Source organism: Curtobacterium sp. LFS084, from assembly GCF_047977705.1.
In the GTDB taxonomy this organism is placed as follows: domain Bacteria; phylum Actinomycetota; class Actinomycetes; order Actinomycetales; family Microbacteriaceae; genus Curtobacterium.
Genome location: NZ_JBFPFM010000003.1, coordinates 121,779 through 137,640 on the forward strand (window position 1 = coordinate 121,779; position 15,862 = coordinate 137,640).

General features: G+C 72.3%; 11 protein-coding genes. 9 read left to right on the forward strand and 2 right to left on the reverse strand.

From position 1 onward, the window contains the following. Positions 1–217: 217 nt before the first annotated feature. The 4 genes from gltB to ACNQOV_RS03390 all read left to right on the forward strand — a co-directional run bounded on the left by gltB (position 218) and on the right by ACNQOV_RS03390 (position 8,977). Positions 218–4,735, forward strand: coding sequence for a glutamate synthase large subunit (gene gltB, locus ACNQOV_RS03375; RefSeq protein ID WP_416393435.1), 4,518 nt, complete (start codon positions 218–220; stop codon positions 4,733–4,735). Then, the gene (locus ACNQOV_RS03380) at positions 4,728–6,185 is read left to right on the forward strand and encodes a glutamate synthase subunit beta (protein WP_402263155.1); all 1,458 of its coding nucleotides are present in this window, start codon (positions 4,728–4,730) and stop codon (positions 6,183–6,185) included. The genes gltB and ACNQOV_RS03380 overlap by 8 nt, the downstream gene beginning before the upstream one ends. 139 nt (positions 6,186–6,324) lie before the next feature. Then, positions 6,325–7,770 carry a pyruvate kinase gene (pyk, locus tag ACNQOV_RS03385; RefSeq protein WP_416393379.1) on the forward strand — a complete coding sequence of 482 codons (1,446 nt, stop codon included), beginning with the start codon at positions 6,325–6,327 and terminating at the stop codon, positions 7,768–7,770. Between the two features lie 127 nt (positions 7,771–7,897). Next, entirely contained in the window at positions 7,898–8,977 is a 1,080-nt protein-coding gene (locus tag ACNQOV_RS03390; protein ID WP_416393380.1) for a VIT1/CCC1 transporter family protein, read from the forward strand. A gap of 96 nt (positions 8,978–9,073) precedes the next feature. Here ACNQOV_RS03390 and ACNQOV_RS03395 read toward each other — a convergent pair whose 3' ends face one another. Then, positions 9,074–9,613 carry an HdeD family acid-resistance protein gene (locus tag ACNQOV_RS03395; protein ID WP_187290445.1) on the reverse strand — a complete coding sequence of 180 codons (540 nt, stop codon included), beginning with the start codon at positions 9,611–9,613 and terminating at the stop codon, positions 9,074–9,076. Positions 9,614–9,782: 169 nt separating this feature from the next. Here ACNQOV_RS03395 and ACNQOV_RS03400 point away from each other — a divergent pair, with 169 nt between their 5' ends. The 3 genes from ACNQOV_RS03400 to ACNQOV_RS03410 are packed head-to-tail and all read left to right on the forward strand — an operon-like array spanning position 9,783 to position 12,973. Next, positions 9,783–11,324, forward strand: coding sequence for an aldehyde dehydrogenase family protein (locus tag ACNQOV_RS03400; protein WP_402263146.1), 1,542 nt, complete (start codon positions 9,783–9,785; stop codon positions 11,322–11,324). Continuing rightward, entirely contained in the window at positions 11,324–11,755 is a 432-nt protein-coding gene (locus ACNQOV_RS03405) for a DUF779 domain-containing protein (RefSeq protein ID WP_416393381.1), read from the forward strand. Before ACNQOV_RS03400 ends, ACNQOV_RS03405 begins: the two co-directional genes overlap by 1 nt. A 45-nt stretch (positions 11,756–11,800) precedes the next feature. Next, entirely contained in the window at positions 11,801–12,973 is a 1,173-nt protein-coding gene (locus ACNQOV_RS03410) for a GAF domain-containing protein (RefSeq protein WP_022905558.1), read from the forward strand. Positions 12,974–13,053: 80 nt separating this feature from the next. On the opposite strand, the gene ACNQOV_RS03415 is transcribed toward ACNQOV_RS03410, so the two are convergent. Continuing rightward, positions 13,054–13,455, reverse strand: a complete 402-nt coding sequence (locus ACNQOV_RS03415) for a hypothetical protein (RefSeq protein ID WP_416393382.1) — start codon at positions 13,453–13,455, stop codon at positions 13,054–13,056. Positions 13,456–13,614: 159 nt separating this feature from the next. Between ACNQOV_RS03415 and ACNQOV_RS03420 the strand changes: the two genes are divergently transcribed. Together ACNQOV_RS03420 and ACNQOV_RS03425 are read left to right on the forward strand one after the other, a co-directional pair. Next, on the forward strand, positions 13,615–14,298 hold the full coding sequence (locus tag ACNQOV_RS03420; protein WP_416393383.1) for a response regulator transcription factor: 684 nt from the start codon (positions 13,615–13,617) through the stop codon (positions 14,296–14,298). After that, the gene (locus tag ACNQOV_RS03425; protein WP_416393436.1) at positions 14,298–15,860 is read left to right on the forward strand and encodes an ATP-binding protein; all 1,563 of its coding nucleotides are present in this window, start codon (positions 14,298–14,300) and stop codon (positions 15,858–15,860) included. Before ACNQOV_RS03420 ends, ACNQOV_RS03425 begins: the two co-directional genes overlap by 1 nt. The last annotated feature ends 2 nt before the right edge of the window (positions 15,861–15,862 follow it).

Here is a 15,862-nt window from a genome sequence, read left to right on the forward strand (position 1 = left end):
GCTGGTCCGACTCCTCGCACGCCGCCAGGGCAACTCACTGTCGGCGGGCACGGGCACCAGTCCCGCCCACTGCGGGCGGAACGCACCACCGGGCCACCGCTGTCCCTGTTCCACTTCCTCGTGAGGACGGTTCCCCATGGCGCTCCAGCCACCCCAGTCCCCGGCGGCACTCCAGCCGCCGCACCGTCGGTTCTCCGCGATCCCGGACGCCGCCGGCATGTACGACCCGGCGAACGAGAAGGACGCGTGCGGCCTGGCCATGGTCGCCACGCTCCGCGGCACCGCGGGGCACGACATCGTCGACGCCGCCCTCGGTGCGCTGCGCAACCTCGAACACCGCGGTGCGGTGGGTTCGGACGCCGGGACCGGTGACGGCGCGGGCATCCTCTGCCAGGTGCCGGACGACTTCTTCCGTGCCGTGGCGCCGTTCGAGCTGCCGGCCGCGGGGGAGTACGCGGTGGGGACCGCCTACCTGCCGGTCGACGAGGACGACCGTCACGCGGCGAAGGGCGCCGTGGAGCGCCTGGCCCGTGAAGAGGGCCTGCGTGTCATCGGCTGGCGCGAGGTGCCCGTCCGTCCCGAGGTGCTCGGCACCCTGGCACGTGCGGCGATGCCCGCGTTCGAGCAGCTCTTCGTCGCCTCGATCCGCCACGACGTGCACGGCGCGTCCTGGAGCGGTGTCGCGCTCGACCGTCAGGCCTTCCGCCTCCGCAAGCGTGCCGAGCACGACAGCGAGGTGTACTTCATGTCGCTGTCGAGCCGGACCATGGTCTACAAGGGCATGGTCACGACGCTCCAGCTCGAGCCGTTCTACCCGGACCTCAGCGACGACCGCTTCGCGTCGAAGCTCGCCATCGTGCACTCCCGGTACTCGACGAACACGTTCCCGTCGTGGCCGCTCGCCCAGCCGTTCCGGACGCTCGCGCACAACGGTGAGATCAACACCGTCCGCGGCAACCGGAACTGGATGCGGGCCCGCCAGTCCCAGCTGCAGAGCGAGCTCCTCGGGGACATGGCACCGCTGCTGCCGATCGTCAGCCCCGGTGCGAGCGACTCGGCGTCCTTCGACGAGGTGCTCGAGCTCCTGACGCTCACCGGCCGGTCGCTGCCGCACGCGGTCTCGATGATGGTGCCGGAAGCGTGGGAGAACCAGACGGGGATGGACCCCGAGCTCCGCGCGTTCTACGAGTACCACTCGATGCTCATGGAGCCGTGGGACGGACCCGCTGCCATCACGTTCACGGACGGCACGCTGGTCGGCGCGACGCTCGACCGCAACGGCCTGCGTCCCGGCCGCTTCCTCGTGACCGACGACGGCCTCATCGTGATGGGGTCCGAGACCGGTGTCATCGACGTGCCCGCCGACAAGGTGGTCCGCAAGGGCCGTCTGCGTCCCGGCCGGATGTTCCTCGTCGACACCGAGGCGGGCCGCATCATCGAGGACGACGAGGTCAAGCGCGAGCTGGCGACCTCCGGCCCGTGGGGCGAGTGGCTCGACGGCGGGCGGATCAACCTCGCCGACCTGCCCGACCGCGAGCACATCGTGCACACGCCGGCGTCCGTGACCCGTCGTCAGCGCGCCTTCGGCTACACCGAGGAAGAGGTCCGCATCCTGCTGCGTCCGATGGCGCAGACCGGGGCGGAGCCGCTCGGTGCGATGGGTTCGGACACGCCGATCGCGGTGCTGTCCCAGCGTCCCCGCCTGCTCTTCGACTACTTCACGCAGCAGTTCGCGCAGGTGACGAACCCGCCGCTCGACTCGATCCGCGAGCAGGTCATCACCTCGATGGGCATGGGCCTCGGGCCGGAGCGCAACCTGCTCACCGCCGGTCCCGAGCACGCGAAGCAGATCACGCTCGACTTCCCGGTGATCGACAACGACGAGCTCGCGAAGATCCAGCACTTCGAGACCGAGTCCGGTCGGCACCTGACCGTCACGATCAAGGGCCTGTACCGCGTCGACGCCGGCAAGAAGGCCATGCAGAAGCGCATCGCCGCCGTCTGCGACGAGGTCGACGCCGCGATCGAGTCGGGCAAGCAGTTCATCGTGCTGTCCGACCGTGACGGCAACGCCGAGCAGGCCCCGGTTCCGAGCCTGCTGCTGCTCGCCGCGGTCCACCACCACCTCATCCGCACCGAGCAGCGCATGAAGGTCGGGCTCATCGTCGAGGCCGGCGACGTGCGCGAGGTCCACCACGTCGCGACCCTCATCGGCTACGGCGCCTCGGCGATCAACCCGTACCTGGCGATGGAGACCTGCGAGATCCTGGTCCGTCAGGGCATGATCACCGGCATCACCCCGGAGCAGGCCGTCAAGAACGTGATCAAGGCGCTCGGCAAGGGCGTCCTGAAGATCATGTCGAAGATGGGCATCTCGACGGTGTCGAGCTACGCCGGAGCGCAGGCCTTCGAGGCCGTCGGGCTCAGCCAGGAGTTCGTCGACCGCTACTTCACGGGGACGTCCTCGATCCTCGGCGGTGTCGGCATCGAGGTCATCGCCAAGGAGAACGCCGAGCGGCACGCCCAGGCCTACCCGCAGGACGGCGCGGTGCTCTCCCACGAGCGCCTGCAGACCGGCGGCGAGTACCAGTGGCGTCGCGAAGGCCCGCCGCACCTCTTCAACCCGGACACGGTGTTCCGACTGCAGCACGCCACGCGCTCGCGCCGGTACGACATCTTCCGCGAGTACTCGCAGGCCGTCGACGACCAGTCCGAGCAGCTCATGACCCTCCGCGGCCTGTTCCGGTTCGCGCAGGGCGCCCGCAAGCCCGTCCCGCTCGACGAGGTCGAGCCGATCGAGTCGATCGTGAAGCGGTTCAACACCGGCGCGATGTCCTACGGGTCGATCTCGAAGGAAGCGCACGAGACCCTCGCGATCGCGATGAACCGGCTGGGCGGTCGGTCCAACACGGGTGAGGGCGGCGAGGACGTCGACCGTCTGCTCGACCCCGAGCGTCGCAGTGCGATCAAGCAGGTCGCGTCCGGGCGCTTCGGCGTCACGAGCATGTACCTGACGCACGCGACCGACATCCAGCTGAAGATGGCGCAGGGTGCGAAGCCTGGCGAGGGCGGGCAGCTGCCCCCGACCAAGGTCTACCCGTGGGTGGCCCGCACCCGGCACGCGACCGCCGGTGTCGGCTTGATCTCGCCACCGCCGCACCACGACATCTACTCGATCGAGGACCTCAAGCAGCTGATCTTCGACGTGAAGCGGGCGAACCCGTCCGCACGCGTCCACGTGAAGCTCGTCAGCCAGTCGGGCATCGGCGCCGTCGCCGCCGGTGTCACGAAGGCCCTCGCCGACGTCGTCCTGGTATCCGGGCACGACGGTGGTACGGGCGCGTCGCCGCTGAACTCGCTCAAGCACGCCGGCACCCCGTGGGAGATCGGCCTCGCCGAGACGCAGCAGACGCTCATGCTGAACGGCATGCGCGACCGCGTCGTCGTGCAGGTGGACGGGCAGATGAAGACCGGCCGTGACGTCGTCGTGGCCGCGCTGCTCGGCGCCGAGGAGTACGGCTTCGCGACCGCACCGCTCGTGGTCGAGGGCTGCATCCTCATGCGCGTCTGCCACCTCGACACCTGCCCGGTGGGCGTCGCGACCCAGAACCCGGAGCTCCGCAAGCGGTTCAGCGGCAAGCCCGAGTTCGTCGTGAACTTCTTCGAGTTCATCGCCCAAGAGGTGCGCGAGCTCCTCGCCGAGCTCGGCTTCCGGTCCCTCGAAGAGGCCATCGGGCACGCCGACGCCCTCGACGTCGACCGCGCGGTGGAGCACTGGAAGGCCGCCGGCCTCGACCTCGAGCCCGTCCTCAAGGGGCCGCACTTCGACGCCGACGAGCCCCGTCGGCACCTGCGCGACCAGGACCACGAGCTCGAGCAGCACTTCGACGTGCAGCTCATCCAGCAGACGTCCGACGTGCTCGAGCACGGCGGGACGATCGCGCTCGACCTGCCGATCCGGAACACCGAGCGCGCGGTCGGCACCATGCTCGGGCACGAGGTCACGCTGCGGCACGGCGAGAACGGACTCCCGTCGGGCTCGATCGACGTGACGCTGCGCGGGTCCGCCGGACAGTCGCTCGGTGCGTTCCTGCCCGCCGGGATCACGCTCCGGCTCGTCGGCGACAGCAACGACTACGTCGGCAAGGGGCTGTCCGGCGGCGAGATCGTCGTGCGTCCCGACGCCGGCAGCGGGTTCGACCCCGCGCAGAACGTCATCGCCGGCAACGTCATCGGCTACGGCGCCACCCAGGGCAGCATGTTCATCCGCGGCATCGTGGGTGAGCGGTTCCTGGTGCGCAACTCCGGTGCCACCGCGGTCGTCGAGGGGGTGGGGGACCACGCGCTCGAGTACATGACCGGTGGGCTCGCGCTCATCCTGGGCGAGACCGGCCGGAACCTCGGTGCCGGCATGTCCGGCGGGACCGCCTACGTCCGTGGACTCCGCGACGAGCACGTGAACACCGACGCACTCGCGTCCGGCGAGCTCCGGCTCGAGCCGCTCGACAGCGCCGACGTCGAGATCGTGAACGACCTGCTCGCGCGGCACGCCGCCGAGACCGGGTCGACCCTCGCGAGCGAACTGCTCGAAGCCGGTGACCTGAGCGACTTCGTCAAGGTGCTGCCGCGGGACTACGCGGCCGTGCTCGAGACCCGACAACAGGCCGTCGACGAGGGGCTCGACCCCGACGGCGACGTGGTGTGGAACCGCATTCTGGAGGTGACCGGTGGCTGACCCGAAGGGCTTCCTCAAGGTGCAGGAGCGCGAGCTCCCCGCCCGACGACCCGTGCCCGTGCGACTCATGGACTGGAAAGAGGTCTACGAGCAGCAGGAGTCCGGCGCGCTCAAGCGGCAGGCCGGACGCTGCATGGACTGCGGCGTCCCGTTCTGCCACCAGGGGTGCCCGCTCGGCAACCTCATCCCCGAGTGGAACGACCTCACCTGGCGCGGCGAGGGCCGACAGGCGATCGAGCGGCTGCACGCCACGAACAACTTCCCGGAGTTCACGGGTCGGCTCTGCCCGGCACCGTGCGAGGCGTCCTGCGTGCTCGGCATCAACCAGCCCCCGGTGACGATCAAGCAGGTCGAGGTCTCGATCATCGACGAGGCGTTCCAGAACGGCTGGGTCACCCCGCACCCGCCGGAGCGCCTGACCGGCAAGACGGTCGCGGTCGTCGGGTCCGGCCCCGCCGGCCTCGCCGCCGCCCAGCAGCTGACGCGCGCCGGCCACACCGTCGCGGTCTACGAGCGTGACGACCGGATCGGCGGTCTGCTCCGCTACGGCATCCCGGACTTCAAGATGGAGAAGCGCCAGATCGACATGCGCCTCGCCCAGATGCAGGCCGAGGGCACCCGCTTCCGCGCGGGTGTCGAGATCGGGCGCGACATCACGTGGGACGACCTGAAGTCCCGCTACGACGCGGTCGTCGTCGCGACCGGCGCCACGGTGCCGCGCGACCTGCCGATCCCCGGGCGCGACCTGGCGGGTGTGCACTTCGCCATGGACTACCTCGTGCAGCAGAACAAGGCGAACGCCGGCACGACCGTGGACAACCAGGTCACCGCCGAGGGCAAGCACGTCGTCGTCATCGGTGGCGGCGACACCGGAGCCGACTGCATCGGCACCGCGCACCGGCAGGGCGCGCTGAGCGTGACGAACCTGGCGATCGGGAAGCAGCCGCCGCTGGAGCGTCCGTCCGACCAGCCGTGGCCGATGTTCCCGACCGTGTTCGAGGTCACCAGCGCCCACGAGGAGGGCGGTGAGCGGCACTACCTCGCGTCCACCGTCGAGTTCCTCGCGAACGAGGCCGGCGAGGTCCGGGCGCTCCGCGTCGCCGAGACCGAGTACCTGGACGGCCGTCGTGTCCCGAAGTCCGGCACCGAGCGCGAGATCCCCGCTGACCTCGTCCTCGTCGCGATGGGCTTCACCGGTCCCGAGACCGACACGCTCGAGCCGCAGCTCGGGCTGCCGGTGACGGCGTCCGGCGCCGTGGCGCGCCAGGCCGACTACACCACGAACGAGCCGGGCGTCTTCGTCGCCGGTGACGCCGGCCGTGGGCAGTCGCTCATCGTGTGGGCGATCGCCGAGGGCCGCGCCGCCGCCGCGAAGGTGGACGAGTACCTCGAGGGCTCGACGATCCTGCCGGCCCCCGTCAAGGCCACCGACCGTGCCATCTCCGTCTGACGTGGGCGCGCACGTGATGCTCACCCACTCGTGAGCGACCGGCCACCAGCACTCGATAGGGTGCTGGTGGCCTCGCTTCGTTCCGCGCGGCCCCACAGCGCGGAGCCCCAAGCACCATCCACCACCACGAAGGAATCCATTGAGACGCGCAAAGATCGTTTCGACGCTCGGACCGGCTACGTCGGAGTACGAGACCGTCAAGGAGATCATCGAAGCGGGCGTCGACGTCGCCCGCCTCAACCTCAGCCACGGTGACTACAGCGTCCACGAGGCCAACTACGAGAACGTCCGTCGCGCCGCCGAGGAGCTCGGCAAGCCCGTCGCGATCCTCGTCGACCTGCAGGGTCCGAAGATCCGCCTCGCGAAGTTCGCCGACGGCCCGCACGACCTCGCGGTCGGCGACGTGTTCACCATCACCACCGAGGACGTCCCCGGCTCGAAGGAGATCTGCGGCACGACGTTCAAGGGCCTCCCGCAGGACGTCAAGCCCGGCGACCCGCTGCTCATCGACGACGGCCGTGTCCACCTCCGCGTGCTCGACACCGACGGCGTGCGCGTCCGCACCGAGGTCGTCGTCGGCGGCACGGTGTCGAACAACAAGGGCATCAACCTGCCCGGCGTCGCCGTGAACGTCCCCGCGCTCAGCGAGAAGGACGAGGCGGACCTCCGCTGGGGCATCCGTCAGGGCGCCGACCTCATCGCGCTGTCGTTCGTGCGGAACGCCGCCGACGTCCAGCGCGCGCACGAGATCATGGACGAAGAGGGCAAGCGCCTCCCCGTCATCGCGAAGATCGAGAAGCCGCAGGCGGTCGACGCGCTCGAGGAGATCATCGACGCCTTCGACAGCATCATGGTCGCCCGCGGTGACCTCGGTGTCGAACTCCCGCTCGAGGCGGTCCCGATCGTGCAGAAGCGTGCCGTCGAGCTCGCCCGCCGCATGGCGAAGCCCGTCATCGTCGCGACGCAGATGCTCGAGTCGATGATCTCGTCCCCGATCCCGACCCGCGCCGAGACCTCCGACGTCGCGAACGCCGTGCTCGACGGCGCGGACGCCGTCATGCTGTCCGGCGAGACCAGCGTCGGCGAGTACCCGGTGCAGACCGTCCGGACCATGGCGCGCATCGTCGAGTCCACCGAGGACCACGGCCTCGAGCGCATCGCGCCGCTCGGCACGAAGCCGCGCACCCTCGGCGGCGCGATCACGCTCGCCGCGGTCGAGATCGCCGAGTTCACCGAGGCCTCGTACCTCTGCGTGTTCACCGAGTCCGGCGACTCGGCCCGCCGCATGTCGCGTCTGCGTCACGGTCTGCCGATCATCGCCTTCACCCCGAACGAGGCGACCCGTCGCCGCATGGCGCTCACCTGGGGCGTCCGTTCGTTCCTCGTCGAGCGCAAGACCCACACCGACGAGCTCTTCTCGCAGGTGGACGACGTCCTCCTCGAGAACGGTCTCGTCGCGCCCGGCGACCGCGTCATCGTGACGGCCGGTTCGCCTCCCGGCATCGAGGGGTCGACGAACGACCTGCGCGTCCACCGCGTGGGCGACGCCCACGCCGAGGCCGCTCCGGCCTACGTGCGCGACTGACGTCCGTCGCGTCCCGACAGGGCGCGGACGGGAGGCACGGTGCGGCGACGCACGCAGCCTCCGGTCCGCGCCCTGTCGCGTCCCGCCCCGCGGCCGCCGCGACCACGCGGCTCCGTGAGCGGGCAAGATGGCCGGTGTGAGCCTCCAGTCCCGACCCACCGCCCAGCGCGCCGACGTCCGACGCTGGCGCCGGTACCTGGCCGACGAGCGGGCGGAAGCCGCCGTCTACCGCAACCTCGCCGCCAGGCGCGACGGCGAGGAGCGCGAGATCCTGTCCGCCCTGGCCGAGGCCGAGGGGCGGCACGAGCAGCACTGGCTCGACCTGCTCGGTGACGACGTGGGCCGCCCGCAGCGCGGCAGTCTCCGTACCCGCGTGCTCGCCTCGCTCGCGAAGCGGTTCGGGTCGGTGTTCGTCCTCGCCCTCATGCAGCGTGCCGAGGACCGATCGCCGTACGCCGACGACGCCGACGCCACCGCGACCATGGCGGCGGACGAGCGGATCCACGGCGAGGTCGTGCGCGGGCTCGCGAACCGCGGGCGGATGCGCCTGTCCGGCACGTTCCGCGCCGCCGTGTTCGGCGCGAACGACGGCCTCGTGTCGAACCTGGCGCTCATCATCGGTGTCAGCGCGTCCGGGGCCGACCGGCACTTCGTCCTGCTGAGCGGCATCGCCGGCCTCCTCGCCGGGGCGCTTTCGATGGGCGCGGGGGAGTACGTCTCGGTCCGGTCCCAGCGGGAGCTGCTCACCGCCTCCGCCCCGCACCCCGAGGCCGGCCGGGCCGTCGCGGACCTCGACGTCGACGCCAACGAGCTCGCCCTCGTCTACCGGGCCCGGGGGATGTCCGAGACCGAGGCGCAGCAGCACGCCGACGACGTCCTCGGCGGTGCCACGGTGACGGGGACCGCGTCGGTCGACGACCACGAGGCGATCGGCAACGGCATGAGCGCGGCGATCTCGAGCTTCTGCTTCTTCGCGTCGGGGGCGATCATCCCCGTGCTGCCGTACCTGTTCGGGCTCGAGGGGTGGGCGGCGATCGCGGTGGCGGCGGTCCTCGTCGGGATCGCGCTGCTCGGCACCGGTGCCGTCGTGGGGGTGCTCAGCGGGGCGTCGCCGCTCCGGCGGGCGCTCCGGCAGCTCGCGATCGGGTTCGGTGCCGCTGCGGTCACGTACGGGCTCGGCCTGCTGTTCGGGACGGGGAGCGCCTAGCCGACCGGCGCACACGGCCCCCGGCGTACACGACCCCCGGACCGTGCAGCCTCGGATCCCGCGGCCCCGGACCGTGCGGGGCCTGACAGGTGCCCGCTACCGGCGGAGGGCTGCCCGGGGCGGGAGCAGCAGCAGGGCCGCGGCGCCGACGACGATCAGCGCGATCCCGGAGAAGACCATGAAGACGGTCAACGCCAGGCCCGGCGCGACGAGCACGACCACGCCACCGAGGATCGACAGCACGCCGCTGACGACCGACGGGATCCGCGAGGACCCGGGGTGTCCGACGAACGCGCCCACCAGCGACGCGATCCCCTCGACGATGAAGCCGACGCCCGCGAGCACCGCGTAGACGAGGAGCGGGACGGCGGGGTCGAGCAGCGTCACGAGCCCGGCGACGCCGACGAGTCCGCCGACGATGCCGGACGTCCACCGCCACACCGACGGGGTCCCGTGGCCGCGCACGGCGGCGAACACGCGGAGGGCACCGGCGACCACGAGGTACACGCCGAAGAGCAGCGCCACCACGACGAGGGACGGCCTCGGCCAGACGATCGCGACGACGCCGAGCACGACGGCGACGATGGCGGTGACGACGACGAACACCCGGAACGTGCGGACGGCACGAGAATCCACGAGCACTCCTCCCTGTCAGGTCTGCTCGCAACGACGCTACCTCGACCGGCCGGGGTCCGTTCGGGCCGCCGGGTGCAACCGGGATGCAACCGGATGCAACCCCGACGGTCGTAGCGTTCGGGCAGGCGCGGATCCAGCGCCCCGACAGCGTCGTCGAAAGGTGTCCACCATGACCATCGCACCGTCCCCCTCCACCTACGCCGCACCCGGCGAGGAGGGCTCACTCGTCTCGTTCCGCTCCCGGTACGACCACTACATCGGCGGCGCGTACGTCCCGCCGGCCGGGGGTCAGTACTTCGAGAACCCCACTCCCGTCACCGGCAAGGTCTTCACCGAGATCGCCCGCGGGGACTCCACCGACGTCGACCGGGCGGTCGAGGCCGCGTGGAAGGCCTTCCCCGCCTGGGGCCGGACGAGTGTCGCCGAACGCGCCGCGATCCTCAACCGCATCGCCGACCGGATGGAGCAGAACCTCGAGTCCCTGGCCGTCGCCGAGACGTGGGAGAACGGCAAGCCCATCCGCGAGACGATCGGCGCGGACATCCCGCTGGCCATCGACCACTTCCGCTACTTCGCCGGGGCGATCCGAGCGCAGGAGGGGTCGACGGGGGAGATCGACCACGACACCGTGGCGTACCACTTCCACGAGCCACTCGGGGTCGTCGGCCAGATCATCCCGTGGAACTTCCCGATCCTGATGGCGGTGTGGAAGCTCGCACCCGCCCTGGCCGCGGGCAACTGCGTGGTCCTGAAGCCCGCCGAGCAGACGCCGGCGTCCATCCACGTCCTCATCGACCTGATCGGTGACCTGCTCCCCGCCGGTGTGCTCAACGTCGTGAACGGCTTCGGCATCGAGGTCGGCGCACCGCTCGCGCAGCACCCGGACATCCGCAAGGTCGCGTTCACCGGTGAGACGACCACGGGCCGGCTGATCATGCAGTACGCCTCGCAGAACCTCATCCCGGTGACGCTCGAACTCGGCGGCAAGAGCCCGAACCTCTTCTTCGCCGACGTGGCCCAGGAGAAGGACGCCTTCTACGACAAGGCGCTCGAGGGCTTCGCCTTCTTCAACCTCAACCAGGGCGAGGTCTGCACGTGTCCGTCCCGAGCCCTCGTGGCGAAGGAGATCTACGACGGCTTCGTCGCCGACGGCCTCGACCGGGTCCGTGCGGTCAAGCAGGGACACCCGCTCGACCTCGCCACGATGATCGGGGCGCAGGCGTCGAACGACCAGCTCGAGAAGATCCTGAGCTACATCGACATCGGCAAGCAGGAGGGCGCGAAGCTCCTCACCGGCGGCGAGCGGGCCGACCTCGGTGGCGAGCTGTCGGGTGGCTACTACGTCCAGCCGACCGTGTTCGAGGGCGACAACTCGATGCGGATCTTCCAGGAGGAGATCTTCGGCCCCGTCCTCGCACTGACGTCGTTCAGCGGCTACGACGACGCGATCTCGATCGCCAACGACACGCTCTACGGCCTCGGCGCCGGGGTGTGGAGCCGCGAGGCCACCACGCTCTACCGCGCCGGCCGCGACATCCAGGCGGGTCGTGTGTGGGAGAACACGTACCACCAGTACCCGGCGGGCGCGGCGTTCGGCGGGTACAAGCAGTCCGGCATCGGGCGGGAGAACCACAAGATGATGCTGGAGCACTACCAGCAGACGAAGAACCTCCTCGTGTCCTACGCCGAGGGTCCGATGGGCTTCTTCTGATGCCGCACACCGACGACCGGCCCACGACCGCCCGGGTGGCCGTGACACCGGCGGCGGCGGCGCTCCTGGGCTCCCTCGCCGCCCGGCACGGCCCGCTGATGTTCCACCAGTCGGGCGGGTGCTGCGACGGCTCCAGCCCGATGTGCTACCCGGTCGGCATGTTCACCACCGGCTCCGGCGACGTGCTGCTCGGCGCGCTCGAGGTCGACGGCATCGCGCCCGTCGAGGTCTACATGTCCCGCTCGCAGTTCGAGTACTGGAAGTACACCCACCTCACGATCGACGTCGTGGACGGCCGAGGCGCCGGGTTCTCCCTCGAGGTGCCGGATGGCAAGCGGTTCCTCACCCGGTCCCGGATGCTCGACGACGGCGAACTCGCGGATCTCGGCCTCGTCGGCCCTGGCCCGCGCGCGGCACCCGACGTAGGCTGACCGCACCGGTCGCGACGACGCGACGGGGACCGGACAGGAGGGCGCATGCGCGAACCGTCCGGTCTCCGTCCGCTCGTCGCCGCGTCCTGGCGCCGCTCCGCCCGCGTCGACCCGGACGCCGTGCCGACGCCCTCCCTCGGCGAGGACGAGCTCGACGCGCTCCGCCGCGCGGGCCCGCTCGGCACGGCACTGCCGGTCGTCCGTCGGCTCCTGCTCGACGACGTCCGCTCGGCCGGGTGCGTCGTCGCGGTCGCCGACGCGACGGGTCGGCTCGTCTGGGTGGACGGCGCACGGTCCGCCCGGCGCGCGGCGGAGGGCATGGGGTTCGTCCCCGGCGCCGACTGGGCCGAGGACCGAGCCGGGACGAGCGCCCCCGGGACGGCGCTCCGGCTCGGGCGCGCGGTCCAGATCCACGCCGAGGAGCACTACGCGACCGCGGTGAAGGGGTTCTCGTGCACGGCCGTCCCGCTCCGCGACGCCGCCGGCACGGTCGTCGGCGCGCTCGACATCACGGGCGACGACCGCGCGGTCGAGCGCCACACCCTCCCGCTCCTGACCGCGACGGCTGCGGCGGCCGAGGCGGAGCTCGCGCTGGCGGCCCTCTCGGCACGGACCACCCGTCCGGGACCCGTCGCGTCGGCGGAGCTCACCCTGCTCGGCGCCGACACCGCCACGCTGCACGTCGGCACGCGGTCGACCAGGCTGTCCGAGCGGCACTCGGAGATCCTGGCGGTGCTCGCAGCGAGCCCCGAGGGGCTGGCGGCCGCGGACCTCGCGGTCGCGGTCTACGGCGATGCCCGCGCCGTCCAGACGCTGCGCGCCGAGGTGGTGCGCCTCCGGCGCGTCCTCGCGCACCACGGGCTCGACGCGCGGCTCACGTCCAGGCCGTACCGCCTGCAGGGCATCCGCACCGACGTCGAGACGGTGCTGTCCGCGCTCGACCGCGGGGCGCGCCTCCAGGCCGTCGACCGCTACACGGGACCGGTCCTGCCGGGTTCCGCGTCGCCGGGTGTCGACGACCTGCGCGACCGGGTCCGGTCACGGTTCCGTGAGTCGCTCCTGCAGGACGGCGGCGTCGACGCGCTGCAGGCGTGGGCGCGCACCGCGGACGGTGCAGCCGACGAGCAGGTGCTGCTGGCGCTGCTCGCGGCACTGCCGCGTCGATCGCCGCGGCGCGCGAGCGTGGTGGCGGCGATCGAGGCGATCGAGCGTCCCTGAGGGCTCCGCCGGTCGGGAGGCGCGGCACGCGTCGGTCCGTCGGCCGACGGCACGCGCCTCCCGCGGCGGGTGCGGGGTGCTCAGGACCCGGTCGTCGGTTCCGGCGTCGAGGTGGCGTCGGACCCGGGAGCGGCGGGCGGGGTCGGTGCCGTCCCGTCCTTCGGCGGGGTGGGTGCCGTGCCGTCCTTCGGCGGGGTGGGCGCCTTCCCGTCGGCGAGCGGGCCGGCGACGCATCCGGGGGCGGAGCCCGCGGCGCCGTCCTTCGTGCCGGGGCCGGCGGCGGGACCGTCCGTCGGGGCTCCGGTCGGGGCGCCGCTCGGGCCGGCGGTCGGCGCGCCGGTCGCGGCCGAGCTCGGTGCGGCGGGGGCGGCCATCGCCGCGCTGACCCCGATCCCGCCGAGGACCAGCACGGCCGCCGCGGCGGAACCGATGCCGACCGCCCGGAGGGTCCGGCGACGCGTGGTGGGCTGTTCGTCCTGCATGGTGATCTCCTGTTCGTCCGTCGGTCGACCGGGGCGGTCCGCCGACGAGGACGACGGTCGGGTTCGAATCTGAAGCAGGACTGAAGCATCTGCTGCGCACAGGGGTTCTCCAGCTCGTTCCATGCTCCGTGCTGGCGGAACCGCCCTACCGTGGCCGCCGTGAACGCACCCGCACGCATCCTGGTGGTCGAGGACGACGACTCCCTCCGCACCGCCGTCGTGACGACCCTCCGCGCCGAGGGCTTCGCCGTCGCCGAGGTCGCCGACGGCCGCTCCATCGCGGCCGACCTGGACCGCACCGCCCCGGACCTCGTCCTGCTGGACTGGATGCTCCCCGGGCCGAGCGGCATCCTGCTGGCCGCCCGCATCCGCGCCCGCTCGGACGCCGCGGTCGTGATGACCACCGCGCGCGACGAGCTCGACGACCGACTCCGCGGCTTCGCCGAGGGTGCCGACGACTACGTGGTGAAGCCGTTCGCGATGGCGGAGCTCGTCGCCCGCGTCACGGCCGTGCTGCGGCGGCGCGGGCGGGTGCCGTCCGTGATCGAGGTGGGCGACCTCGTCCTCGACCCCGACGGGTCGACGGTCCGGCGTGGCGGCGTGCTGCTCGACCTGACCGCGACCGAGTTCCGGCTGCTCCGGTTCCTCGCTGAGAGCCGGGGGCGGACCGTGTCGAAGGGGCAGATCACGACGCAGGTCTGGGGCTACGAGGACATCGCGCCGAACCTGGTCGAGGTCCACCTGAGCGCGCTGCGGCGGAAGATGGAGGCGCACGGTCCGCGGCTCGTGCACACCGTCCGGGGCCTCGGGTACCGGCTCGCCGTCGACCGGGGTGCAGCGTGATGCGCGACGGTCGGCTGCGCACCACCTCGCTGCGCCTGCGGACGGTGATCGCCATCCTCGTGCTCCTCACCGTCCTGCTCACGGCCCTCGTCGTCGCGGTCGAGGCCGTGCTCGGCGCCCGTCTGACCGCCCAGGTCGAGGACCGTCTGCGCGACCGCGCCTCGGCCGCCGCCGCGCTCGTCGGGGTGCTCGACGCGAGCGACCTCGCCGACCGGTTGTCCGCCCAGGGACTCTCGGTGCGGATCGTCGAGCCCGACGGCGCCGCGGTCGAGGCGGGGCCCAGCCCGGAGCAGCTCCGGAAGGGTCCGCCCGACCCGGGCACACTGCCGGGTCCGGCACCGCGGTCGGCGGGGACGAGCGCGTCGGGGTCGAGCGGCACGGGGTCGTCCGGCTCGGGGTCTTCCGGCACGGCGTCGTCCGGCTCGGGGTCTTCCGGCACGGCGTCGTCCGCCACCGCCGGGGCCACCATCGCGTCGTCGTCGGTGCACGAGGACGACGGGGTGCTCACGCTCCGCTCCGACCTCGCCGACGGAACCCGCATCACCCTGACCGCGGGGACCCGCGACGTGCAGGAGACCCTGACGCAGCTCGGCTGGGTCATGGGCGGGGCGTCGGCCGCATTCCTCGGGGTCGCCGTCGTGGGTGTCGTGCTCGTCGTCCGCCGCTCCCTGAGGCCGCTCGACGAGATGACCCGGGCGGCCCGCTCCATCACCGCGGGCGACCGGGGACGGCGGCTCCGCCCGTCACGCACCGACACCGAGATCGGCCGCGTCGCACTCGCCCTCGACGAGATGCTCGACGCGGTCGAGGGCGCCGAGGCGCAGGCGGTCGCCGCCGAGGAACGGGTCCGCGCGTTCCTCTCCGACGCGGCCCACGAGCTCCGCACCCCCGTCGCCGGCGTCCGCGCGGCCGCGGACACCCTCGTCCGGAACGGACCGGACGACCCCGCGACGAACGAGGTCCTGGCCGTGCACGTCGTCCGGCAGGCCGACCGCGCGGCACGCCTCGTCGACGACATGCTCACGATGGCGCGCCTCGACCGGGGCATCGCCCTCGACCGACGCCGCACCGACCTCGTCGACTGGCTGCGTGCCGAGGCCGATCGGCTCCGGATCCGGCTCCCCGGCGTGGAGCTCGACCTCGACGTCCCGGACCACGCGGTCGACGCCGACGTGGACCCGGACCGGCTCGCGCAGGTCCTCGGCAACCTGGTCGACAACGCCGCGCGGGCGACCGGTGGGACGGGCAGCGTCCGGCTGACGCTCCGCGCGGGGCCGGACGACGCGGTGCTCCGGGTCGAGGACGACGGCCCGGGCATCCCGGCAGCCGACCGCGAGCGCGTCTTCGACCGGCTGGTCCGGCTCGAGGACGCCCGGGACGTCCGCTCCGGTGGGGCGGGGCTCGGGCTCCCCATCGCCCGGGGCATCGCACTCGCGCACGGCGGGTCGCTCGTCCACGGGCCCGACGGGGACCTCGGTGGCGCGGTCTTCGAGTTGCGCCTCGCGACGAGCCCGACGGTGCCGGAGGGTGCGCGTCCGAGGGCGGGCGCCCTGCTAGCCTGATG

Excerpts from the sequence above, each read along its gene's own strand:
- ACNQOV_RS03405 (WP_416393381.1), top strand. The coding sequence starts at position 11,324 with ATGCCGCACACCGACGACCGGCCCACGACCGCCCGGGTGGCCGTGACA.
- ACNQOV_RS03410 (WP_022905558.1), top strand. The coding sequence starts at position 11,801 with ATGCGCGAACCGTCCGGTCTCCGTCCGCTCGTCGCCGCGTCCTGGCGC.
- ACNQOV_RS03390 (WP_416393380.1), top strand. The coding sequence starts at position 7,898 with ATGGCCGGTGTGAGCCTCCAGTCCCGACCCACCGCCCAGCGCGCCGAC.
- ACNQOV_RS03400 (WP_402263146.1), top strand. The coding sequence starts at position 9,783 with ATGACCATCGCACCGTCCCCCTCCACCTACGCCGCACCCGGCGAGGAG.
- ACNQOV_RS03425 (WP_416393436.1), top strand. The coding sequence starts at position 14,298 with ATGCGCGACGGTCGGCTGCGCACCACCTCGCTGCGCCTGCGGACGGTG.
- ACNQOV_RS03415 (WP_416393382.1), bottom strand. The coding sequence starts at position 13,455 with ATGCAGGACGAACAGCCCACCACGCGTCGCCGGACCCTCCGGGCGGTC.
- gltB (WP_416393435.1), top strand. The coding sequence starts at position 218 with ATGTACGACCCGGCGAACGAGAAGGACGCGTGCGGCCTGGCCATGGTC.